The organism is Roseateles agri (assembly GCF_034043675.1).
Lineage (GTDB): Bacteria > Pseudomonadota > Gammaproteobacteria > Burkholderiales > Burkholderiaceae_C > KK5.
Genome location: NZ_JAXCLA010000005.1, coordinates 505,478 through 528,722 on the forward strand (window position 1 = coordinate 505,478; position 23,245 = coordinate 528,722).

General features: G+C 69.1%; 19 protein-coding genes. 11 read left to right on the plus strand and 8 right to left on the minus strand.

Annotation, left to right across the window (positions count from 1 at the left end):
* Window positions 1-4: 4 nt before the first annotated feature.
* The 4 genes from SNE35_RS17705 to SNE35_RS17720 form a co-directional block, all read right to left on the minus strand.
* A complete protein-coding gene (locus tag SNE35_RS17705; protein ID WP_320424255.1) occupies window positions 5-1,330 on the minus strand; it encodes an MFS transporter in 1,326 nt (441 codons plus the stop codon).
* Between the two features lie 70 nt (window positions 1,331-1,400).
* Window positions 1,401-3,800: an ATP-binding protein gene (locus tag SNE35_RS17710; RefSeq protein WP_320424257.1), complete on the minus strand. Its 2,400-nt coding sequence runs from the start codon at window positions 3,798-3,800 to the stop codon at window positions 1,401-1,403.
* 165 nt (window positions 3,801-3,965) lie between these two features.
* Window positions 3,966-4,370 carry a hypothetical protein gene (locus tag SNE35_RS17715; protein ID WP_320424258.1) on the minus strand — a complete coding sequence of 135 codons (405 nt, stop codon included), beginning with the start codon at window positions 4,368-4,370 and terminating at the stop codon, window positions 3,966-3,968.
* Between the two features lie 146 nt (window positions 4,371-4,516).
* Entirely contained in the window at window positions 4,517-5,416 is a 900-nt protein-coding gene (locus SNE35_RS17720; RefSeq protein WP_320424259.1) for a LysR family transcriptional regulator, read from the minus strand.
* Window positions 5,417-5,618: 202 nt separating this feature from the next.
* Here SNE35_RS17720 and SNE35_RS17725 point away from each other — a divergent pair, with 202 nt between their 5' ends.
* Window positions 5,619-6,398, plus strand: coding sequence for an SDR family oxidoreductase (locus tag SNE35_RS17725; RefSeq protein WP_320424260.1), 780 nt, complete (start codon window positions 5,619-5,621; stop codon window positions 6,396-6,398).
* A gap of 34 nt (window positions 6,399-6,432) precedes the next feature.
* On the plus strand, window positions 6,433-7,224 hold the full coding sequence (locus tag SNE35_RS17730) for an SDR family NAD(P)-dependent oxidoreductase (protein ID WP_320424262.1): 792 nt from the start codon (window positions 6,433-6,435) through the stop codon (window positions 7,222-7,224).
* 46 nt (window positions 7,225-7,270) lie between these two features.
* On the opposite strand, the gene SNE35_RS17735 is transcribed toward SNE35_RS17730, so the two are convergent.
* Complete coding sequence (locus tag SNE35_RS17735) at window positions 7,271-7,657, minus strand: VOC family protein (RefSeq protein WP_320424263.1); 387 nt, start codon at window positions 7,655-7,657, stop codon at window positions 7,271-7,273.
* Window positions 7,658-7,921: 264 nt separating this feature from the next.
* On the opposite strand from SNE35_RS17735, the gene SNE35_RS17740 reads away from it, so the two are divergent.
* The gene (locus SNE35_RS17740; RefSeq protein WP_320424264.1) at window positions 7,922-8,656 is read left to right on the plus strand and encodes a hypothetical protein; all 735 of its coding nucleotides are present in this window, start codon (window positions 7,922-7,924) and stop codon (window positions 8,654-8,656) included.
* On the plus strand, window positions 8,653-9,666 hold the full coding sequence (gene truD / locus SNE35_RS17745; protein WP_320424265.1) for a tRNA pseudouridine(13) synthase TruD: 1,014 nt from the start codon (window positions 8,653-8,655) through the stop codon (window positions 9,664-9,666). The genes SNE35_RS17740 and truD overlap by 4 nt, the downstream gene beginning before the upstream one ends.
* Before the next feature lie 54 nt (window positions 9,667-9,720).
* On the opposite strand, the gene SNE35_RS17750 is transcribed toward truD, so the two are convergent.
* Both SNE35_RS17750 and SNE35_RS17755 read right to left on the minus strand, forming a co-directional pair.
* The gene (locus tag SNE35_RS17750) at window positions 9,721-9,924 is read right to left on the minus strand and encodes a putative motility protein (RefSeq protein ID WP_320424266.1); all 204 of its coding nucleotides are present in this window, start codon (window positions 9,922-9,924) and stop codon (window positions 9,721-9,723) included.
* Between the two features lie 42 nt (window positions 9,925-9,966).
* Window positions 9,967-10,581: a TetR/AcrR family transcriptional regulator gene (locus SNE35_RS17755; protein WP_320424267.1), complete on the minus strand. Its 615-nt coding sequence runs from the start codon at window positions 10,579-10,581 to the stop codon at window positions 9,967-9,969.
* Between the two features lie 107 nt (window positions 10,582-10,688).
* On the opposite strand from SNE35_RS17755, the gene SNE35_RS17760 reads away from it, so the two are divergent.
* The 5 genes from SNE35_RS17760 (at window position 10,689) to SNE35_RS17780 (ending at window position 16,559) form a co-directional block, all read left to right on the plus strand.
* Window positions 10,689-11,495 carry an SDR family NAD(P)-dependent oxidoreductase gene (locus tag SNE35_RS17760; protein WP_320424268.1) on the plus strand — a complete coding sequence of 269 codons (807 nt, stop codon included), beginning with the start codon at window positions 10,689-10,691 and terminating at the stop codon, window positions 11,493-11,495.
* 33 nt (window positions 11,496-11,528) lie between these two features.
* Window positions 11,529-12,665: a DUF5938 domain-containing protein gene (locus SNE35_RS17765; RefSeq protein ID WP_320424269.1), complete on the plus strand. Its 1,137-nt coding sequence runs from the start codon at window positions 11,529-11,531 to the stop codon at window positions 12,663-12,665.
* A gap of 16 nt (window positions 12,666-12,681) precedes the next feature.
* The gene (locus SNE35_RS17770; protein WP_320424270.1) at window positions 12,682-14,223 is read left to right on the plus strand and encodes an AMP-binding protein; all 1,542 of its coding nucleotides are present in this window, start codon (window positions 12,682-12,684) and stop codon (window positions 14,221-14,223) included.
* A complete protein-coding gene (locus SNE35_RS17775; RefSeq protein WP_320424271.1) occupies window positions 14,220-15,401 on the plus strand; it encodes a lipid-transfer protein in 1,182 nt (393 codons plus the stop codon). Before SNE35_RS17770 ends, SNE35_RS17775 begins: the two co-directional genes overlap by 4 nt.
* 252 nt (window positions 15,402-15,653) lie before the next feature.
* Entirely contained in the window at window positions 15,654-16,559 is a 906-nt protein-coding gene (locus SNE35_RS17780; protein ID WP_431312762.1) for an alpha/beta fold hydrolase, read from the plus strand.
* 62 nt (window positions 16,560-16,621) lie between these two features.
* Here the strand turns inward: SNE35_RS17780 and SNE35_RS17785 are convergent, their stop codons facing one another.
* Complete coding sequence (locus SNE35_RS17785) at window positions 16,622-17,275, minus strand: hydrolase (protein WP_320424273.1); 654 nt, start codon at window positions 17,273-17,275, stop codon at window positions 16,622-16,624.
* 250 nt (window positions 17,276-17,525) lie between these two features.
* Between SNE35_RS17785 and SNE35_RS17790 the strand changes: the two genes are divergently transcribed.
* Both SNE35_RS17790 and SNE35_RS17795 read left to right on the plus strand, forming a co-directional pair.
* Window positions 17,526-20,393 (plus strand): ATP-binding protein, encoded by a 2,868-nt coding sequence (locus tag SNE35_RS17790; RefSeq protein ID WP_320424275.1) that lies wholly within the window; start codon window positions 17,526-17,528, stop codon window positions 20,391-20,393.
* Window positions 20,393-23,185 (plus strand): ATP-binding protein, encoded by a 2,793-nt coding sequence (locus SNE35_RS17795; protein WP_320424276.1) that lies wholly within the window; start codon window positions 20,393-20,395, stop codon window positions 23,183-23,185. The genes SNE35_RS17790 and SNE35_RS17795 overlap by 1 nt, the downstream gene beginning before the upstream one ends.
* Window positions 23,186-23,245: the final 60 nt, after the last annotated feature.

The window sequence follows — 23,245 nt, forward strand, 5'->3', positions numbered from 1 at the left end:
CGCCTCAGCGCACCGGCATGCGCTGCCGGCCGCGCGGCGCAACGCCCAGTAGCAGGAGGCTGCCCAGCAAGGTCAGCGCGACCACGCCGAACATTGCCGTCGCGCCCGCGCTGTGCAGCAGCGGCAGCAGCAGCATCGGCGCGATCGCCGCGCCGATGCGGTTGAAAGCCCAGGCCGCCGCCAACGAGCGGGCGCGCGCTGCGGTGGGGAACAGCTCGGCGCTGTACATCGTCAGCGTGGGCACGTACAGCGCGGAGGCCAGTGTGAAGGCGATGCTGGTGGCCGCCAGCCAGGCCGCGCCGTCACCGATGACGAAGAGCCCGCCGGCGGCGACCATCGCGACGGCACACAGGCACAGCGCCACCCGGCGCTCCAGCCGGTCCACCGAAGACGAGGCCAGCAGTGTCCCGATGAGCGGACCGAACCACGACAGGCCCAGCACCAGCAAGGTGTCGGAGAGCTGGTAGCCCTTCTGCGCCAGCACGGCACCGGACAGGATCGGGAAGGCCACCGTAGCCCAGGGACTCAGCAGGAAGATGCCTGCCACGACGGCCTGGTGAAGCGCGCACGGGCGCACCGGGTCGTCCCCCACGGCCTTCGCCGGCACGGGCCGCGGGACCGCCGCGAGCATCGTTCTCGATTGCTGGAGGCGCGCGAAGGCCGCCTCGGCCTGCGCTTCGCGCCCGCGCGCCTGCAGCCAGCGCGGCGATTCGGGCAGCAGGCGGAACAGCGCGCCGACAATGGCGGTCCCGACGCCTCCCGCGAGGAAACCCCAGCGCCAGGCCTCCAGTCCCAGCGGCTGCAGCGGCGTCAGGAAGCGCACCAGGAAGATGCCGGCCGGCGGACCGAGCGACGCGAAGGCAACCATCGCGAAGATCAGCATGCCGCGCCGCGTCGGCGGCACGAGGTCGGTCAGGTAGGCGATCACGATCGGCGGATAGGCACCCAGCGCGACGCCGCCCAGGCCCCGGCACAGGGCCAGCAGCGCCGGCGAGGGGCTGAGCGCGCTGGCCAGCGAGGCGGCGCCCAGGCCCAGCATCAACACCATCAGCAGCTGGCGGCGGCCGAAACGGTCGGCCAGCCAGCCCAGCAGCGGCGCGCCGATCGTGGCCCCGATGTAGACCGAGGCCAGCAGCAGCGACAGCTCGCGGGCTGGCAATGCGTGCGCAGGGGCGGAGAAGACGGCCGCCAGGATGCCGCCCAGTGCCAGTTCGAAGGTATCGAGCGCGAAGCCGACGGCGCACAGGCCCACCGCGAGCAGGTGCAGCGCGGTCACGGGCAGGCGGTCCAGGCGCAGGGCAATATCGTCTTGAGTAGCAGCAGGAGTCATGGCGTCACGATAAGGCCGTGACGGCGCGCCACGGCGCCCACGCGCGCGAATTCACATCGATTCACGACTGTCACGCCCCTGCGCTCAGCAGGCTCCGGGCGATCTGCAGATCGCGCGTCTCGAAGCCTTCGCTGAAGCGCCCGTAGACCGAGGCCAGCCGCTGCCGGCTGCGCGCCGCGGTGCCTGTGAGCGGGGACAGGCGCAGCGCCGTGATCGCCGACCGCAGCTCCCAGGCCAGGGCGCCCTGCGCGCGCGCCAGTTCGATGGAGCGAGCCAGATCGGAGGCCGCCTCCTCCGCCTCGCCTCGCGCGAAAGCGCTCTCCGCCTGCAGACGCAGCAGTTCCGGCGCGCACCAGCCGACCCGACCGACCTGCACCCGCGCGCTGCCGTCCTGCGTCAATGTGGCGGCATCAAAGGTGGCGACGTGATCGCGATACATGCCCATGTCGGGCAGTTGCAACGCTTCCAGCGCGATGCCACGAGCGGCCTCATCCGCCAGCCCGAGCTGCGAGGCATAGAAGCAGCACCAGGGTCGCCAGAAGATGCTGTGATGGCGCTCCACCAACTCGACCAACTGCTCCAGCCAGGCCCGGCAGGATGGCAAATGCCCGCACCACAACCCGATCGGCATGGCCGCGAGCGCAAGCGCCTGGCAGCGGGCAGCATGCGAGCCCTGTTCGGCCAACGCCAGGCACTCATGCACCACGCGCAGCGCCTGCTCGGCCCGCCCCTCGAGCCACAGGATGCGGGCCAGGACGATGCGCATGGACACCGCCGCGCTGACGGCCGAAGGCCCATAGGCTGCCGGAATGTCGAGTGCCGGCTGGCTGCAGATGGTCTGCGCCAGCAATCGGGCAACCGCGTGATCGCCCAGGAAGTGGAGCGCTTGCGCGCGCGTCCGGCGCGCGGTGAGCTCGACGAAAGCATCGGCATCGCGCTCGGCCAGGGCCTGGATCTGGTTCGACCAGGCCAGCGCCTGTGGGTAGTCACCGAACTGGAAGCGATGGCCGAAGAGGGGCAGCAGCGCCGTCATCTGCGCCGTCGTCTCGCCCGATGCGCGCGCCGACTCCAGCGCCTCGATCAGGAATTCGACCTGGCGCGGCTCGTCGCGAAATGCCTGTGCGCTGTCGATCCGCGGCAGCGTCTCCAGGCGCAGCACCAGATCCGGGCGCGGCGGGTCCAGCAGCCGGGCCGCCACGACGGCTCGTGCAAGAAGCCCGAGGAAGTCGGAGAAAAGAAAGGTGCGCTCGACCAGGGCGACGGTGCGCAGCGTGAGTTCGACGGCCAGCAGGCGGTCGCCATCGGCGGACAGGGCCCACTGGAGCGCCCAGCGCACATCCTCCACCCATCGGCCATGGTCCGGCCAGGCGTTGACGGTGGCCAGCAGCTCGAACATGAATCGGGCATGCCGGCGCCTGGAGGCGCGGTAGGCATCCGCGCCCAGGGCCTCGAGCCGGTCCAGGCCGAAGGCGCGGGTCGTGTCGGCCATCCGGTAGTCGACGGTGTCGCCGCTCGGCACGGTCGCCAGCAGCGACTTGTCGACGAGATCCAGCACGGCCGACATCGTGTCCACCCGTTGCCCATCGCCGGCCACGGCCAGCGCGGCGGCCAGGTCGAAGCTGCCGCGAAACAGGGCAAGGCTGCAGAAGGCCTGTTGCTCGCGGTCCTTCAGTAGCCGGTAACTCCAGCTCAGCACGTCCTCTAGCGTGCGATGGCGCGGGGGGCCGTCGCCCTCAGGGCTCGACAAGGTCAGCAGGCCGCTGCCCATCTGCGCTGCAACACCGTCCAGGCCCAGTGGCCCCACCTGAGACGCCACCAGCGCGATCGCCAGCGGGCCGCCCTCCAACTGGCAGCACACGGCCGCGACGCGTTCCACGTCCGCAGGGCTGGGTGCCAGCAAGCCACGACGGTCCTGCGCGATGCGCAGGAACAGCTGCACGGCCGGATAGCTCATCGCCAGCCATGAGGGAAAGGCGCGCTGCAGCGGTGGGCAGCCGAGCGGCGCCAGCCGGTGTACCCATTCGCCGGCCGTCTGCAGCGGCTCGCGGCTCGTTGCCAGCAACAGGACGGCCGGCGCCGCCGACAGGATCTCCTCGGCCAGGCGCGCCGCGGCCTCGATCACCGTCTCGCAGCTGTCCAGCACGAGCAGCAGGCGCCGACCGCGGAGGTGCTGGAGGACGGCTCCGGTCATGCGCTCGGCCGCGGCCTCGATGCCCAGGGCCGCCGCCAGTCGGGCCGGCAGGTGTTCGCTGTCGCTCAGGCTGGCGAGATCGACGAAGCAGACGCCGTCGGACTGGCCTGGCGCCATCCGTCGCGCCACGGCGACAGCCAAGGTCGTCTTGCCCAGCCCGCCGGAGCCGACCACGGAGACCAGACGCCCCTGACGGAATTTGGCCTCGACCAGGGCCACCTGCTCATCGCGGCCGACGAAGTGCGTCGGCAGGCCGGGAAGCGCGCCGCCAGAGTTCATCGCGGCGATTCAGGTCGTTTCACGGCCTGGTCGGCCACCGTTTCGAACATGAAGACCCCCCTCTATCCCGATTGGAATGATTTGAGGGTCATCATCCGAGCGCCCGATAGCGGCGCGCTGTTAATCACCGTGAATCTTCGAGAACAAGCCCGATCGCAGCACGCCTCAGATCGGCGATTCGGTGACGGCCGGCGCCAACCCGCCGATGCCCAGTGCACGCCGGTACAGAGCCTCGCCGGACAGCACCTGCGGCGTGATCCGCAGCCGCAGCAGCGTCGGGCTTTCGCCGTGTACGCGGGCCTGCTCGATGGCGGTTGCCTTGTCCACGCCGAGGTGCATCAGGTAGGCCGCTTGCGGGCCCGGTTCGATGCGCGCTTCGATATGGGACTGCAGCGGCGGCGCAGCGGACACGCAGGGTTCGAGTGACTCGCCCAGCACGGCACAGCGGTAGCGCACGGCGTCGAAACCGCTGCTGCCGATGGCGTGGGACGGATCGATCGGGGCCAGTATCAGGATGCCGGACAGCAGCGTCGGGAAACTCAGGGCCGCGGGGAAGCACAGTCGTTTCATGGAGATCTCCGTGAAGACCGCGTGGCCGGACAGCAGCCACAAGCGGTCACCACGAAGATAGTCAGGGCACGGCGGCAGCACCTCACCCGCATGGCACAGGGCGCGATCCCCAGTCAGGCGTCCGCCTGGATCACCTCGGCTCGCGCTCAGCGATCCCAGTACGGCGGATCGCCGAAGGCCTGGCGCAGCGCCTGTGCCAGTGCACGCAGCTTGGCCGAGGCCTTGCGGCCTTCCGGATGCGCGAGATAGATCACCTCCTGCTGCGCCTGCCGGCCCACGTCCACCACCTGCAGCTCGCCGCGCCTCAGCTCGTCGCCGATGATGAAGCTGGGCAGCAGGGCCAGGCCGAGGCCGGCGATCGCTGCGTCCTTCATCACATCGCCGTTGTTGACGCGCAGCGTGGCCGGCGGCCGGATGAAGTCGTCGTCCTTGGCATCGAGGAAGGTCCAGTCGCCCAGGCCGCGGTTCAGGTAGTAGATCGCCCGGTGCGCGGCGAGTTCTTTCAGGCTTGTGGGCGTGCCGTGGCGCGCCAGGTAGGCCGGCGAGGCGACCAGCAGCCGGCGGCTCGGCGCCAGCTGCCACGCGACCAGCCGCGAGTCTTCCAGCACGCCGTGGCGGACCACGCCGTCGAAGCCGTCGGCGGCGGCGTCGACACGCCGGTCATCGAGTTCCAGCGTCAGCGAGATGCCGGGATGCCGGGCGAGGAAGGGATACAGCGCGGGCCCCAGGTGCATGCGGCCGAAGGTCATCGGCGCAGACAGGCGCATCGGCCCGATCAGCTGGCCGCGGCGCTCGGCCAGCTCGGAGGCTGCGTCCTCCACCTCGCGCAAGATGCGAGTCGCGCGCTCGAGGAAGGCGCTGCCGTCTTCGGTCAGGGTCAGCTTGCGCGTGGTGCGATGGAACAGCGCCGCACCGACGCTGTTCTCCAGCTCTGCCAGACGCTCGCTGACCACCGATTTCGACAGATTCAGCCGGCGTGCCGCAGCGCTGATCGAGCCGGCCTCGGAGATGGCCACGAAGCTGGCGATGCCATCGAGTTTCAACATGAAGATCCTCAGGGAAACAGGTGCGCCGTACGGCAGGCCATCATCGGCCCGCGTCCGGCTGGCTTGCCGTGAATCGAAGTGAATTCTCAGCGCATCGTTCGGTGCCGGCGAACGCCAGAGTCGAGATCCGCCCTCTTCTGCCCGCGCCCTCCGGTCCTCACACTCTGCTCATCGATTTCCGATTCAACCCAAGGAGAAATTCATGAGCACCACCCAATCCGGCCGCCTCGACGGCAAGGTCGTCATCATCACCGGCGCCAGCTCCGGCATCGGCCGCGCCAGCGCGCTGCTGTTCGCCGCCGAGGGCGCGAAGCTCGTCGTCGGCGCCCGACGCGCCGCCGAGCTGGACAGCCTCGTCACCGAGATCCACGCCGCCGGCGGCAGCGCCGTCGCGCTGGCCGGCGACGTGCGCCAGGAGAGCTACGCCAAGGCGCTGGTGGACCTGGCCGTCGAGCGCTACGGCCGCCTGGACGTGGCCTTCAACAACGCCGGCACGCTGGGCGAGGCCGGTCCGTCGACCGGTGTGTCCGAGCAGGGCTTCGCCGACACGCTGGCCGTCAACCTCACCGCCTCCTTCCTCGGTGCCAAGCACCAGATCGCACAGATGGTCAAGAACGGCGGTGGCTCGGTGATCTTCACCTCCACCTTCGTCGGCTACTCGGCGGCCTTCCCTGGCGTCGCCGCCTACGCGGCCAGCAAGTCCGGCCTGATCGGCCTGACGCAGTCGCTGGCGGCCGAGTTCGGCCCGCAGGGCGTGCGCGTGAACGCCGTGCTGCCCGGTGCGGTCGACACCGACATGTACCGCGACATGAACAACACGCCCGAATCGCAAGCCTTCGTGACGAACCTGCATGCACTCAAGCGCGTCGGCACGCCGCAGGAGCTGGCCCGCTCGGTGCTGTTCTTCGCATCGGACGACTCGTCCTTCGTGTCGGGCACGGCCTCGCTCGTCGACGGCGGCCTGTCGATCACGCGCACCTGATAGTCCATCCACCATCCCCTTCTGGAGCATCGACATGGATCTGCAACTCAAAGGCAAGCTGGCACTCGTCAGCGGCAGCACGGCCGGCATCGGCTACGCGATCGCAAGCACGCTGGCGCGTGACGGCGCGCGGGTGATCATCAACGGACGGACGCAAGCCGCCGTCGACGACGCGGCCAGGCGCATGCGCGAGGAAACCGGCGGCACGATCGAGGCCTATGCCGGCGACCTCAGCCGCGCCGACGCGGCCGAGGAGGTGGTGCGCCGCCATCCCGGCATCGACATCCTGGTCAACAACCTCGGCATCTTCGAGCCCAAGCTGTTCGAGGACATTCCCGACGAGGACTGGATGCGTTTCTTCGACGTCAACGTGCTCAGCGGCGTGCGGCTGGCGCGGCTGGTGCTGCCGGCGATGAAGCAGGCCAACTGGGGCCGCATCATCTTCATCTCCAGCGAGAGCGCCGTGCAGATCCCGACCGAGATGATCCATTACGGGATGACCAAGACCGCGCAGCTGGCCGTCTCGCGCGGCCTCGCGGAATCGGTGGCCGGCACCGGCATCACGGTCAACAGCGTGCTGCCGGGGCCGACGAAGTCGCGCGGCGTGGGCGACTTCGTGCAGGACATGGCGCGCGCCGCCGACAAGAGCTTCGAACAGGTGGAGGCCGAGTTCTTCGACAAGGTCCGTCCCACCTCCCTCATCAAGCGCTTCGCAACGCCCGACGAGGTCGCGTCCATGGTCGCCTACATCGCCAGCCCGCTGGCATCAGCGACGACCGGGGCCGCGCTGCGCGTAGACGGCGGCGTGGTCAAGAGCCTGATCTGATCATCTGAGGCTCCGCGCCGCCACGAGGCGGCACGGCTAGCCCCACTCAGGCCAGGCCGAAGCCGGCGCGGAACGGCGGCGCGGCATCTTCGCGGGTGTTGAGCTCGACCAGCACGCCGCCCGGCACGCGGCAGAAGAACCGCGAGCCGCGTTCGTGCGAGATGAGGTCGCTCGCGAAATCGACCTCGTCGGACTGAAGGCGCTCGAACAACTGGCGCAGCGCCGCCAGCGAGGGCAGCTCGAAGCCGATGTGGAAGTTGCCCGGCCAGTCGACCGCGCGGTCTGTCGCGTCCTCGATGACGACGTCGAAACCGTAGCCCTTCAGCACGCGACTGCGCCCCATGGGCGTGGACTGCCAGTCGAGATGGCGTTCGAAGAAGCCGGCCGTGGCGGCGACGTCGCGCGAGGGGAAGCTGATGTGGTTGAACTTCATGGTGTGCGAATGCGATTGCATGGTTGATTTCCAGTGAGATCTGGAGCCACGCGTGCACAGCATGTCCGGCGAAGTCCGGGGGCGGGGTCAGGCCCTGTCTGATCGCAGCCTCAGCCGCGATCACGCACCCGGATCTCCTCCGGGCGCGATGCGCGGGGCGTGGATCCGATGGTGCGTTGGCTGACGTAAACGCTTACGACCGCTTCAAGGGCAGCGCCGCGAGTATAGGCGCGCCGAGCTGAGATCAATTCTCAAGAGGTTCTCATGCACCAGAGCTCCGATCGCTGGTCCCGCCGTCGCCTGCTGGCCAGTACCACCGCCGGCGCCCTGACACTGACTTACGGGCGCCTGGCGGCAGGCGCTGCGCGGCCGGCGCCGCGACTGATCGGCGGCCTGGTGTCGAGCGTCAGCGAGCCTGGCAGCGCCGTGGCGCAACGGGCCTGCCATCTCCTCACGCCGCAGATCGACACAGACATCGACTGGATGCCCTGGACACGCGCGCTGGTGACGGCGCAGGAGGGCAACGTCCTGCTCTTCCCGCTGATGCGAACGCCCGAGCGGGAGGCCGACTGGCGCTGGCTGGCGCCGCTGCTGGTCGACCGCTTCGTGCTCGTGCTGGCACCGGGTGCGCAGGCGCACGGCCCCTTGCGTGTGGGCGCGCTGCGCGGCTCCTTCATCGGCGAGCGGTTGGCCGCGCTGGGCTACCTGCAGGTGGAGTTCACCTCGTCGGAAGCGGTCAATGCCCGCAAGCTGGGCCTGGGCCGCATCGACGCCTGGGCCACGATGCAGCGCGTGGCGCTCGCGCCGCCGCATCTCGCCAGCCTGCCGGCGGGCTTCACGCTGCACCCGCTGGCACTGCGGCCCCTGTCGATGTGGCTGGTCGCCTCGCGCGACGTCGCCATGGCCGGGCTGCCTCATCCAGGCCACCCGGCATTGGCCGGGAGAGAATCGCCGGCTGAATTGCCTTATCGACAGCTGGTGACGCCAGCCCGCTCATGACCGACGCTCAATACACGACCTTGCCGCAGTGGCCCAACGCTTATCCGGCCAGCGGTGCCAGCGCCACCTTGAAGCTCCTCAACGAGGACTTCATCGTGACCGAACTGCCGCTGCAACTGCCCTCTGGGGCGGGCGAACACATCTGGCTGGACATCGAGAAGAACGGCGCCAACACCGCGTACATCGCCCTGCAACTGGCCGATGCCACCGGCGTGCAGGAAAAGGACGTGGGCTATGCCGGCCTCAAGGACCGCTACGCCATCACCCGCCAGTGGTTCAGCATCTATCTGCCGAAGGGGGAGACCCCCGACCTGACCCTGCTTCAGCACCCGGAGTTCAAGGTGCTGAGCCAGAGCCGCCACGTGAAGAAGCTGCGCCCCGGTGATCTGCAGGGCAACCGGTTCCGCATCGTGCTGCGTGATGTGACTGGCGACCGCGACGCGATCGAGGCCAATCTGAAGGCCGTTGCGTCACAAGGCGTGCCCAACTACTTCGGCGCCCAGCGCTTCGGCTTCGAAGGCGGCAACGTCGAGCAGGGCCGCGCCATGCTGGCGCGCGAGATCCGCGTGCGCAACCCGAAGAAGAAAGGCATCTACCTGTCGGCGGTGCGCTCCTTCGTCTTCAATGAGGTGCTGGCGCTGCGGATCCAGCAGGGCCTCTGGGGCAAGAGCCTGCCCGGTGACGTGATGGACGAGGCGGGCCGGCCCACCGGGCCGCTGTGGGGGCGGGGCCGCGTGAGTTCCGCCGATCAGGCGCAGGCGCTGGAGATGGGCGTGGCCGAACGTCACGCCGCCTTGTGCGACGGCATGGAACACGCCGGCCTGGACCAGGAGCGCCGCGCCCTGGTGGCGAGTCCGGCGGAGATGTCGTGGGAATGGCTGCAAGCCGATCAACTGGTGCTCACCTTCTCGTTGCCCGCCGGGAACTACGCCACGTCCGTGCTGAACGAGATCCTCCGCACCACGGAGCCTGATCGGCATACCGAGAGCGAGTCAGCGGCCGTCGAATAGCGGCGCCAAAGCTCAGTTCGAGCCCCGACCCAAAGAAGGTAGTGCCGGTTCGCCCTAGGCGAAGGTATTGACCAAGGTCCCGACCGAGCCCGAAGTTGCCAGGGGCTGCGCTTGTGGCAAGGCGGAGATCAGTTGCGTCGCCGTAGTTTCCTGCGCATCGAGTGCCTTCTTCAGCACCAGCAGCGATGCGCTGCCTTGGACGGTTCCCAGGTCGGCGGAACTTGCGCCGGCGACGGAGACATTGCTGAGCAAGTTCATGAGCCACTCCTGTTGCGATGGGGAACCATCCGGCCTGCCATCCTACTGTTTTCCGGCCAGCAGTTGCGTAGCGGTCCAGCGCACCTGCTGCTGCATCTCGGCGACGGCGTTTTCGTCGCCGGACAGGTGTTTCATCAAGCCCTGCTGGAACAGGCCGTCGAACACCGCATAGGCCACCGCGGCAGGCACCGAGACCGGCGTGCCGGCCAGCTCGGCAAAGCGTGACATCACGCGGAAGATCATCTGTTCCAGGCTCTTGTCGATCGCGGCCACGTCGTCGCGGAAGGCGGGTTCGAACAGGGCCTGCGCGCGCAGGTCGTACCAGAGGCGGTGCAGCGTGGCCTCGGTCACCAGGGTCTCGCCCAGCGCCTGCAGGAAGCCCTCCATCAGCTGATCCACCGAGGCGGCCTCGACCATCACCTGGTCATATCGCGTGACGCAGCGAGCCTTGTACTGCCGCACGCTGCACAGGATCAGGTCGGTCTTGTCCTTGAAGTAGTAGTGCAGCACGCCGTGCGAGAAGACCGAGTTCTGTGCGATCTCGCGCAGGCTGGTGCGCGCGTAGCCCAGAGTGGCGAGCGTTTGCAGGGTGGCTTCCCCGAGTTCGGCGCGGCGTTCGGCGAACTTGTCGGGGCGGGATTTCGAGACTTTCTCCATGTCCAAAGTCTACTTGACGGTCGTCAAGTTTTTTCTTGACAGTCGTCAAGACGACTCCTAATCTCGGCCGCGTCGTGATTCCAAAGACCAAACAAACGGAGACAAACATGACGACAAACTTCAGCCTGGCTGGCCGCAAGGCCCTGGTCACCGGCGCCGCGCGCGGCATCGGTGCGGGTATCGCAAAAGCGCTGGCAGATGCCGGCGCGGCCGTGATGATTGGCGACGTGCTCGCCGAGCTCAGCCGCGACACGGCGCAGACGCTCAGCGCCGGCGGCGCCACCGTGCGCTTCACACCGCTGGACGTCACGAGCGACGACAGCTGGTCCGCCGCGGTGGCCGCCACCGTGTCCGAGTTCGGCGGCTTCGACATCCTGGTCAACAACGCCGGCATCGAGATCAGCGCGCTGGTGACCGAGGTCAAGGCCGACGACCTGCGCCGCATGTTCGACGTCAACGTCGTCGGCACCCTGCTGGGCATGAAGCACGCGCTGCGCGAGATGCGGCCCGGCGGCAGCGCCGGCAAGGGTGGCTCGGTGCTGAACATCTCCTCGGTGGCCGCGACGATTGCCTTCCCCGCCATCTCCGGCTATTCGGCCAGCAAGTCGGCCGTCGACCGCGCCACGCGCATCGCGGCGGTCGAGTCCGGCAAGCTCGGCTACGGCGTGCGCGTCAACTGCCTCTACCCCGGCCTGGTGCCGACGGACATGGGCATGAAGCTGGCCGCCGACATCGTGGCCTGCGGCCTCGCCGCCACGATCGAAGAGGCCGTCGGCGACGTGATCGGCCAGACACCGCTGGGCCGCCTCGGCGAAGTGACGGACATGGCCGACGCCGCCGTCTTCATGTGCTCGGATGCCGCCCGCTTCATCACCGGCATCGGCCTCCCCGTCGACGGCGGCATGGGCACCTGAGCAGACACAGCGACAACAACGGAGACAAGAAACATGAGCAACGCATCCAAGAAACCCGTCGTCGTCTACGGCGCCTCCGGCTACACCGGCCGCCTCGTCTGCGAATACCTGCGCGAGTACAACATTCCCTTCATCGCCGCCGGCCGCAGCGCGGAGAAGCTTCACGCGGCGATGAAATCGAACGTGCCCGGCATCGAGACGGCGGACTTTGAGGTCGTTGAGGTGCCACACACCGTCGAAGCGCTGACCGAGTTGTTCCGCGGCGCCTCGGTCGTCCTGAACACGGTCGGCCCCTTCGCCAAGTTCGGCCACGAGGTCGTGCGCGCCTGCCTGGCCACGAAGTGCCACTACACCGACACCACCGGCGAGCAGGACTGGCTGATCACGCTCGACCAGGAGTACGGCGCCCAGTTCGCGGCGGCGGGCCTGCTGCTGTCGCCGGGCATCGCGCACATGTACACCACGGGCGAGATCGCTGCGCAAATCTGCCTGGAAACACCCGGGCTGGACACGCTGGACATCGCCGTCTTCTGGGGCGGCAGCCCGACCATCGCGTCCACGCAGACCATCCTCGTCAACGCCGCCACCAGCAAGGCCTTCTACCTGGAGCAGAACAAGTACGTGGAATGGCAGCCGGATGCCGGGCTCTACAGCCTCGCCATCCCCGGCCAGCACGAGACGGCCCTGGCACTGCCCTGGGGCGGCACCTCGCACCCGGTGTGGTTCAAGCGCGATCCGCGCGTGGCCAATGTGAAGGTGCTGGGCGGCGTCTTCAACAAGCCGCTGATGCTGGGCGTGCCGCAGATCGTGGCGGCGGCGCTGAAGGCCACGGAGGGCATGAGCGACGACGAGAAGTACGCCGCGCTGTCGGCCACCGCCTCGCAGGTGATGAACACCATGCCGCCGCGCGAGAACCCGCGCATCAACAAGTCCGTCGACTCGGTGCACGCTTCCGGGCCGCTGGGCCGCGCTCATTGCACGATCTTCGGCAACTCCAACTACAAGCAGACCGGCCTGCTGCAGGCCTACGCGGCGCGATCCCTGCTGCAAGGCCCGCCGAAGAAAGTGGGCTTCGCCTCGGGCTGCCAGGCCTTCGGCCACCACGAACTGCTCGGCGCGCTGCGCAGCTTCGGCCTGGTGCAGAAGCCGATCCTGACGGTCGATCAATAGCACCGGGTAGCCCTCCATGCCTTTGACCCACTATCTCGACAAGGGCGTCACGCTCGGTGGCGAGCAGCCCTGCCTGACCATGGGCGAGACGGACCTCAGCTACGCGGAGGTCCAGCGGATCAGCCATCGCGTCGGCCGGGCGTTGCAGCACAGCGGCATCGCCCCGGGCGACAAGGTGGCGGTCCTGTCCAGCAACGACCTGCACGCCTTCGCCAGCGTGTTCGGCATCTCGAGGGCAGGCGCCGTCTGGTGCCCGATCAACCCCCGCAACGAGGCCGCCGAGAACCGCTATGTGCTGGACGCCTTCGACTGCAGCGCCCTGCTCTTCCACAGCAACTACGCGCCGATGGTCGAACAGATCCGCCGGGACTGCCCGAAGCTCAAGCTGCTGATCTGCATCGACCAGGCCATGCCTTATGCCCGCTCCTGGCATGACTGGCTGGCGGATGTCAGCGACGAGCCGCTGAACGTCAAGCCACCGATCGACGTGGTCATGATCGCCGGCACCGGCGGCACGACCGGCGCGCCCAAGGGCGTGATGCTGTCCGACCGCAACCTGGAGACCATGTCGGCACTGACGCTGATGGGCTACCCCTTCGAAGGCCGGCCCAGCTACCTGGCGCTGGCACCGCTCACCCACGCGGCAGGCGTGCTGTGCCTGCCGATCATGGCGCTGGGCGGGCGCATCGTGATCATGCCCAAGCCGGATCTGGACGAGTTCCTGCGCCTGATCGAAGTGCGGCACATCACCCACACCTTCCTGCCGCCGACTTTGATCTACATGCTGCTGCAGAACCCCAGGCTGGCTGAGACGGACCGCAGCTCGCTGCAGTGCTTCTGGTACGGCGCAGCGCCGATCTCGGTCGCGCGGCTGGAAGAGGCGCTGCACAAGATCGGCCCGATGGCGCAGCTGTTCGGGCAGACCGAGGCGCCGATGATGATTTCGATGATGCGTCCGCAGGATCACTTCCATGCCGATGGCTCGGTCGCCCGCGAACGCCTGTCCTCCGCGGGCCGCCCCGGCCCGCTGGTGCAGGTGGCGATGATGGACGCCGAGGGCCAGGTCTTGCCCCGCGGGCAGACCGGCGAGATCGTCGTGCGCGGCTCGCTGGTGATGATGGGCTACTACAAGGATGCCGCCGCCACCGCGGAGGCCTCGCGCCACGGCTGGCACCACACCGGCGACATCGGCTATCTCGACGAGGACGACTATCTCTTCATCGTCGACCGCGCCAAGGACATGATCATCACCGGCGGCTTCAACGTCTATTCGGTGGAGGTCGAACAGGCGCTGATGCAGCACCCGGACGTGCAGGACAGCGCCGTCATCGGCCTGCCCGATGAGAAATGGGGCGAGCGCGTCGTGGCCGTCCTGCAGCTGCACAAGGGCCGCACGGTCGATCCGGCGGAGATCCAGAGCTTTGTCAAGGCGCGGATCGGCAGCGTCAAATCGCCCAAGCAGGTCGAGATCTGGGCCGACCTGCCGCGCTCCAAGGTCGGCAAGGTGATGAAGAAGGACATCCGCGCCGAGATGCTGAAGAAGCAGGTGCAACCATGAGCCGCGTCTTCGTGGCCGGCGTCGGCATGATCCCCTTCGTCAAGCCCGGCGCCAGCGAGCCCTATCCGGCGATGGCGCGGGCCGCCGCCAGCCAGGCGTTGGACGACGCCGGCGTGGCCTACACCGCCGTGCAGCAGAGCTACGTGGGCTACGTCTACGGCGACTCGACGAGCGGCCAGAAGGCGGTCTACCAGCTCGGCATGACCGGCATTCCCGTCTTCAACGTCAACAACAACTGCTCGACCGGCTCCACCGCCCTCTTCCTCGCCCGCCAGGCCATCGAATCGGGCGCCGCGGACTGCGTGCTGGCGCTCGGCTTCGAGCAGATGAGGCCCGGCGCGCTGGACAACGTCTTCACCGACCGCCCCAGCCCCTTCGAAGACTTCGACCGCGAGAGCGATGCCCTCGTCGGCATGCCTGAGCTGCCCCTGGCGCTGCGCTACTTCGGCGGCGCGGGCCTGGCGCATATGCGCAAGTACGGCACGCCACTCGAAGCCTTCGCCCAGATCCGCGCCAAGGCCAGCCGGCACGCGGTGCGCAACCCGCTGGCCTTGCTGCGGCGTGAGCTGAGCGTGGACGAGGTGATGAACTCACCCGCGCTATGGCCCGGCGTGCTCACCCGCCTGATGGCCTGCCCGCCGACCTGCGGCGCCGCGGCGGCCGTGCTGGTCTCGGAATCCTTCGCGGCCCGGCACGGCCTGTCCACGCAGGTGCGCATCGCCGCCCAGGCGATGACGACCGACCGGCCCGACAGCTTCGAAAGCCACGACATGATGAATCTCGTCGGCTACGGCATGAGCCAGCGCGCGGCGCAGGCCGTGTACGAGCAGGCGGGCATCGGCCCCGAAGACCTCGACGTGGTCGAACTGCACGACTGCTTCGCCCAGAACGAGCTGATCAGCTACGAAGCGCTGGGCCTGTGCCCCGAGGGCGGCGCCGCAGCCTTCATCGCGGCTGGCGACAACAGCTATGGCGGCCGCATCGTCACCAACCCATCCGGCGGCCTCTTGTCCAAGGGGCACCCGCTCGGCGCCACGGGCCTCGCTCAGTGCTACGAGCTGACTTTGCAATTGCGCGGCCGCGCCGAGCAGCGCCAGGTGAGCGATGCGCGATTGGGCCTGCAGCACAACCTGGGGCTGGGTGGCGCTTGCGTGGTGACGCTGTACGAGCGCCAGTAGGAGCCCATCGAGCTCAGCGCAGCTCTCGCGCGCCGAAGTTCAGCTCGATCGATCAAATCCTCGCCAAAGCCAGGCCTTAGACCAAAGGAGATAGGCCCGCCCCCACCAGCACGGGTAGGGGTGCGCGCAAGCCATCGGCCAGATGTGCCGCCGCACCTGCGTCAACACAATGAATTTCCTTCAACCACTCAGGAGTTCTGCATGGCGCACCTGCTCGCTCTGGCCCGATCTTTCGGGCCTTTCCTCGGACCGATGGTTCGATCGCTCATCCGCACCCTCGCGGCCGGCCTCTTGATGACCGTCGCCAGCGCCAGCTGGGCGCAGCAGGCGCCGCAGAGCCGTTTCGCCGATGCCAACGGCCTGCGCATGCACTACCTGGTGGCCGGCCAGGGTGACCCGGTGATCCTGCTGCACGGCTACGCCGAGACCAGTCACATGTGGCTGCCGCTGATGAAGGAGTTGTCGAAGAACCATCTGGTCATCGCGCCGGACCTGCGCGGCTTCGGCGAGACGGCGGTGACCGAGTCCGGCTACACCAAGAAGGCGATGGCGCAGGACGTGCACGCGCTGGCGACCACGCTGAAGCTGGGCAAGGCCCGCGTCGTCGGTCACGACATCGGGCTGATGGTGGCTTATGCCTATGCGGCGCAGTACCCGGCCGACGTCGACCGCATCGCCTTGATGGATGCCTTCCTGCCGGGCGTGGGCAATTGGAAGGACGTCTGGCTGCTGCGCGACCTGTGGCACTTCCACTTCTACGGCAAGACCCCGCTGGCGCTGGTGGCCGGCCGTGAGCGGACCTACTTCGAGCACTTCTGGAACGACTTCGCCGCCGACCCCAATCACTCGATTCCCGAAGCCGATCGCCGCTTCTACGCCAAGACCTACGGCCAGCCCGGCCGCATGGCCGCCGGCTTCGAGGTGTTCCGCGCCTTCCAGCAGGACGCCATCGACTTCGAACAGATGGCCAAGACACCGCTGCCGATGCCAATGCTGGTGCTGACCGGCGAGAAGGCCTCGGGCAACACGCTGATCGAGCAGGCCCGGCTGGCGGCGCCCAATGTCGAGGGCGTGATCATCAAGGGCTCGGGTCACTGGCTGATGGAGGAAGCCACCGACCAGGTCGTCCCGAAGCTGGTGAAGTTCCTGAACGACTGAGCGAGGCCTCGGCCTTCGCATGGAGCCGGCCTCGTGGCCGGCTCTTTTCGTTTCCTTGTCGTTCAGCCCTCGTGCGCGCCGAACATCGTGTTGGCGTAGACGACGCCGAGGCCGTAGGTGCCGCCGAGGCGGTTGGCGATGCCGGTCGTGAGCCCGTAGGTCTCGCCGCGCGCCCAGTCGCGCTGCAGCTCCAGCAGGTATTGCAGCGAGGTCATCGGGCTGGCGCCTGCCTGCACCATCCGCTCGATCGCGCGCTGGTGGGCTTCGACCGAAACGTCGGCGCAGGCATCGGTGATCACCAACGCCTCGTAGCCCTGCTCCAGCGCCGACAGCACCGGGCCGACAATGCAGACCGAGGTCCACAGCCCGGCGAACACCAGCCGGTCACGGCCGATCGCATTGACGACGCGGATCACGTTCGCGTCTTCCCAGGTGTTCATCGAGGTGCGGTCGAGCATCTCCTGGCCAGGGAAGGCTTCGCCGATCTCGCCGAACATCGGGCCGGAGAAGGTTTTCTCGGCCACCGTCGTCAGCACCGTCGGCACCTTGAAGCCGGCCGCGGCCCGCGCGATGAGCGCCGCGTTGTTGCGCAGCTGGACCATGTCCGTGGACTGGACGGCAAAGGCCATCTGCGGCTGGAAGTCGATCAGCAGCAGCGCATGGTTGGACGGATCGAGCAGCCGGCTGCCCGGGGTTGGGGTGGCTTTCAGAGGCATGGCGGAACCTTTCACGAGGATGAGAAACGAGGCAGCCACCGCGGCCGCCCCCGAGGCAGTGTGTTGAGGCCGGCACCGGGCGACATCTCTCCATCGGGCGAGGCAAGCTGTCCCCAATGTCAGGTACAGTGCCGCCGCAAGGTGCTTCGGCCTGCCGCCCGCCTTGTTCATGACGAGGCACCCGCAGGCAAAACACGCCTCACGCGTCGCCGTCATCGCAGGCCCTTGGCTTCGAGGAGGATCGATGGGGATGGAAGCTGACGGCGGTGCCGAGCCTGTGCTCGGTTTCGGACCGTTCCGTTTGATGCCGGCGCGCAAGCTGCTGCTGCGGGACGATGCGCCGGTGCGCCTCGGCGCCCGTGCCACCGAGCTGCTGATCGCGCTGGCCGAACGCGCCGGCGAACTGCTGAGCCGCGAAACGCTGGAAGCCAGCGCCTGGCCCACGACCGTCGTCGAGGAAACCAGCCTGCGCGTCCATGTCTCGGCGCTGCGCCGGGCCTTGCGCGACGGCGAAGACGGCGCCCGCTACATCACCAACGTTCCGGGCCGCGGCTACTGCTTCGTCGCCCCGATCACGCGCCTGCACGAAACCGTCGCCACGCCCTCGGCGGCAAGGGCCCCTACCGGCGTGGAGCGCGTGCCGGTCGATACCCTCTCTGCGCTCGCTGCCGCAAGCCCGCTACCGAACCGGCTGACCAGCCTGGTCGGCCGCGAGTCCGCGATCACCACGCTGGCCGACCAGTGCGCCCAGCGCCGGCTGGTCAACGTGCTCGGCCCGGGCGGCATCGGCAAGACGACGGTTGCCGTCGCCGCGGCCGAACGCTTCCACCAGCAGCATCCGGAGCAACCGGTCTGCTTCATCGACCTGTCGCTGATCACCGACGCCGCCCACGTGAACAGTGCGCTGGCCGCGGCTTTCGGCCTGGCCGATTTCCCCGACGATCCGCTCGGAGCGCTGGTGCGGCTGATCGGCACGCAGCCCACGCTGCTCGTGCTGGACAACTGCGAACACGTGATCAGCGGCGTCGCCAGCCTGGTGCCGCTGCTGATGGAGCGCACGCCAGGGCTGCGCCTGCTGCTGACCAGCCGCGAAGCGATCGGCGTCGAGGGTGAATGGACCTTCCGCCTGGCGCCGCTGGAACTGCCATCGCAGTCGCTCGGAGCGGACGAGACCCTGGCCTTCTCGGCCGTGCGCCTGTTCGTCGAACGGGCCCGCGCGCGGGACGAGGGCTTTCGCCTGTCCGACGCCGACGCGCCTCTGGCCGCCGAACTGTGCCGCCGGCTGGACGGCATTCCGCTGGCCATCGAGGTGGCTGCGGCGCGGCTGGAGCAGTTCGGCCTGCGCGGCCTGGTCGCCCAGGTGGACGCCGGCTTCCTGCACCTGAAGCGCGACCGCCGCACCGGCGCCTCGCGCCACGAGGCGCTGTCGGCCATGCTGGACTGGAGCCATCGGCTGCTGACGGAAAGCGAGCAGGTGATCCTGCGCCGCATCGCCGTGTTCCGCAGCCCCTTCTCGCTGCGTTCGGCACTGCGTGTCTGCGCCGATGCGCAGCTGAGCGAGACCGACGTCATCAACGGCCTGGCCCGGCTGCGCTCGAAGTCGCTGCTGAGCCGCGTGACGCTGGGCGACATCGTCAAGCACCGGCTGCTCGAACAGACCCGCGCCTATGCGCTGGAGAAGCTGGCGCACAGCGACGACGAGGATGCCGTGCGCCGCCGCCACGCCTTGCTCGTGGGCGAACTGCTGGCCGAGGCGCAGCGCAACTGGCCGACGATGGCCAAGCGGCAATGGATGACCGTGCACGGCACGCTGCTGCGCGCGCTGCATACGGCGCTGAGCTGGTCCTTCTCGCCCAGCGGTGATCCGCTGATCGGTGCCTCGCTGACCGCGGTGGCCTGGCCGATGGCGCGCTACCTGTTCCTGGAAGACTACGAGACGACGATCCGCCGCGCGATCGCCGCGCTGGACAAGCTCGCCGAGCCGCCGCTGCCGCTGCTGGTGCAGTTGCACGTGGGCATGGCCTCGCACGTGCAGGAGCGGCTGGGCACCGGCCCCGAATCGCGCGCCGCCTACGACCGCGCGGCCGAACTCGCTGCGCGCAGCGGCGATCCGGTGCACGGGGTCGAGGCGCTGATCGGCCAGATCAGCGATGCGATGGGCCGCGACGACGGCCAGCGCGCGGCCGCCCTGGCCCGGCAACTGCGCCAGCTGGCCGTAGCCAACGACAACGCCGTCGCCGCCGCCGTGGCCGATCGCCTGCTCGCCCAGGCGCTGCACTTCGCCGGTGATCAGCCGCAGGCCCGGCAACTTGCGCGCGCGGTGCTCGAGCATCCGGTCCAGCGCGGCCCGCTGGCCTCGCTGGCCGGCGTCGTCGATCACCGCGTATCGATGGAGGTGCTGCTGGCCCGCGTGCTGTGGCTGCAGGGCTCGGCCGACCAGGCCGCCGCAGCGGCGCGCAGCAGCCTGCAACTGGCCGAGATGGACAGTCCGGTCGCCATCTGCCAGGCCCTCGCGCTGGCGGTCTGCCCGGTCCTGCTGTGGCGCGGCGAAAACGACGAGGCCCGGCTCTACGCCAACCAGTTGCTGGAGCAGGCGCAACGACTCGGCTCCGGCCAATGGCTGTACGTGGCTCGTGCCTACCTGGACATCGCCGACGCCCGGCTGCAGCCCGGCCGCACGCGCGCTCAGCCCTGGATGGACGCAGACCGGGGTACCAGCTTCCCGTTTGCCGAGGACCAGCTCCTTGCCATCGAAGCCTCGGAATGGCATGACGACTGCCTCACGCGGGCAGACCAAGGCACGGCCGGCTGGTGCGCCGCCGAGGTCTGGCGCCTGCAAGCGCTGCGGCTGCAGGCAGACGGCAAGACCGCCGAGGCGCTGGCGCTGTTGCAGCGCTCGATCGAACTTGCCCGCAGTCAGGGCGCGCTGGCCTGGGCGCTGCGCAGCGCCACGAGCCTGGCGCGGCTGCTGCAGCAGCAGGGCCGGCATGACGAGGCCCTGGCCACGCTGACAGCCGTGCACCGCCAGATCGACGAGGGCGAGGACACCGCCGACGTGATCGCAGCCTCCGCCCTGCTGGCGAGCCTGCGCACGCCCGAGCACCAGGGCCAGCGCTGATGCCCGCCCTGCTGCCGGACCGCGCGTTCGGCTTCGGCCCCTTCATCCTGCATCGCATGCAGAAGCAGTTGCTGGAAGACGGCCGGCCGGTGCGGCTGGGCAGCCGCGCGCTGGATCTGCTGGTCGCGCTGGTCGAGCGCGCCGGAGAGGTCGTCAGCCGGGAAGAACTGGTCGCCATCGTCTGGCCGCGCACGGTCGTCGAGGAGAGCAGCCTGCGCGTGCACATCGCCGCGCTGCGCAAGGTGCTCGGCGACGGCCAGCCGGGCGCGCGCTACATCGTCAACCAGCCCGGTCGCGGCTACTCCTTCGTCGCGCCGACCGTGCGCATCGACGGCCAGCCGGACGCCGTCGCCGCGCCGCGCAACGATCCGCGGCTGGGCGGCCTGCCAGCGCCGCTGACGCGGATGATCGGCCGCGCGGAGTCGGTGGCACTGCTGGCGGCCCAGCTGAAGTTCGGACGCTTCGTCACCATCGTCGGCCCCGGTGGCATCGGCAAGACGACGATGGCCCTGGCCGTCGCGGACGCGCAGGACTCGATGTTCGAGCACGGCGTCTGCTACATCGACCTCGCCCCGCTGGCCAATGGCCAGCTGATCTCGTCGGTGCTGATGGCCGCCCTGGGCATGTCGCCGCGCGCCGAGGGGCTGGGCACCCTGGAGACCTTCCTCGGCAAGCGCCGGCTGCTGATCGTGTTCGACAACTGCGAGCACGTGATCGAGCCGCTGACACCGCTGGTCGAGCGGCTGCTGAAGTGCGCGCCGGGGCTCCACGTGCTAGCCACCAGCCGCGAGCCGATGCGGGCCGAGGGCGAGTGGCTGCACCGGCTGGGCGCGATGGCGGCGCCGCCGCCCGACAGCCCGCTGAGCGCGGCCGAGGCCCTGCACTATCCGGCGATCGAGCTGTTCGTCGAGCGGGCAACCGCCACCACCGACGACTTCGTGCTGGACGACCGCGATGCCCCCGTCGTCAGCGCGCTGTGCCAGCGGCTCGATGGCAATCCGCTGGCGATCGAGCTGGCCGCCGCCCGGGTCGACCTGTTCGGCCTGCACGGCCTCGCGGCCCAGCTGGATGCCCACGTGCTCCAGCTCGTCGGCGACCGCCGCGACGCACCGACCCGCCACCACTCGCTGGCGACGATGCTCGACTGGAGCTACCAACTGCTCAGCGACACCGAGCGCAGCGTCCTGAATCGCCTGGCCAACTTCCAGGGCTGGTTCCCGCTGCAGGCGGCCGCCGATGTCGTGCGCGCCGACATGCCGGTCGACATGCCCGTCGCGGCGCTGGGTGCGGACCAGGTGCTGGACGCGATCGCCAATCTCGCCGCCAAGTCTCTGCTGATCAGCGACACCAGCGGCGAGGTCGTGCAGTTCCGCCTGCTGGAGCTGACCCGCGCATTCGCGCTGGCCCAGCTCGACCGCCTGGGCCAGCGCGCAGAGATGGCGGACCGACACGCGGCGCATGTGCTGACCCTGGTCGAGAGCGCCGCACGGCAGTGGACCACCGGCAGCAAGCGCGACTGGTACGCCGCGCACCTGTGGCTCGTCGACGAGATGCGCTCGGCACTGGCCTGGTGCTTCACGCCGCAGGGCGACGCGCTGACCGGCGCCAGGCTGACGGCAGCGATGTGGAGCATCGTCAACGTGATCAATCCGTTCGACCGACCCGATGCCGTCGAACGTGCCCTGGCGGCCCTGCAGACCTTGCCCGAGCGGCATCCGGCGCTGGAGCTGCGGATGAACATCGCGCTGGCGGCCAAGTACGAACTGGTCGAGCAGCGCACGACCGACGCGATCGCGGTGACCCGGCGCGCACTTGAGCTGGCGGCGCAGTTCGACAACGCCGAGTTCGAGGCCGAAGCCCTGATGACCGTCGTCCTCACCCTGATGGCGATGGCGTCCTACCAGGACGCCAGCACGGCCAGCGTCCGCCTGGGCGCGGCGGCGCGCAAAAGCGGCAGCCCGGCGCTGATGCTGGTCAGCGACCGCATCGATTCCCAGGTCTCGCATTTCGTCGGCGACAACGCGCGCTGTCGCCGGCTGGCGGAGCGGGTACTGAACCATCCGCTGCCGCGCGGCCCGATGGGAACGATCGGCGGCGGGCTCGACCACCGCGTGTCGATGCGCATCATGCTCAGCCGCACGCTGTGGATCGAGGGCTTCGCGGACCAGGCCGCCCTCCTGGCCGAGCAGACGCTGGCTTTCGCCGACGATGAGGACCTGCTGGCGCAGACCCAGGCCTATTCGCTTTGCGTCTGCCCCGTCTCGCTGTGGCGCGGCGACCGGCCGGCCGCAGACCGGCACATCGGTGCGTTCCGCGCGCTGGTCGACAAGCACGGCACCGACGGCGTCTGGCTGCCGACCTCCGCGCTGATTCCCTGGTGGAGCGATACATCGATCGATGCCGTCAAGAGCCTGCTCCAGCGCGACCACCTGATGACAGCCTACGGCCGCTTCGTCAGCCCCGAGGCCGCCGCGCGGGCCGACAGCGGCGCGGCCGGCTGGTGCGCGGCGGAGTTGCTGCGCACCCATGGCGAAAACCTGCTGCGCGCCGATGCCCCCGAGGCGGTCCCGACAGCCCGAGCGCTGTTCGAAAAGGCCCAATCGATTGCCGCCAGCCAGCAGGCGCTGGCCTGGGAACTGCGGGCCGCGACGAGCCTCGCCCGCCTGATGGGCGAGCGGCTCGAACGGCCCGGCGAGGCGCGCGACCTGCTGGCTCCGGTCTACCGCCGTTTCACCGAAGGCTTCGAGACGGCGGACCTGCGGGCCGCCGCAGTGCTGCTGGACGGGGCCTGAGCGCAGGTAGGAGCGCCAAAGTACTTGCAAAGCGTCGGCTGACTCTTCATACGGATTGGC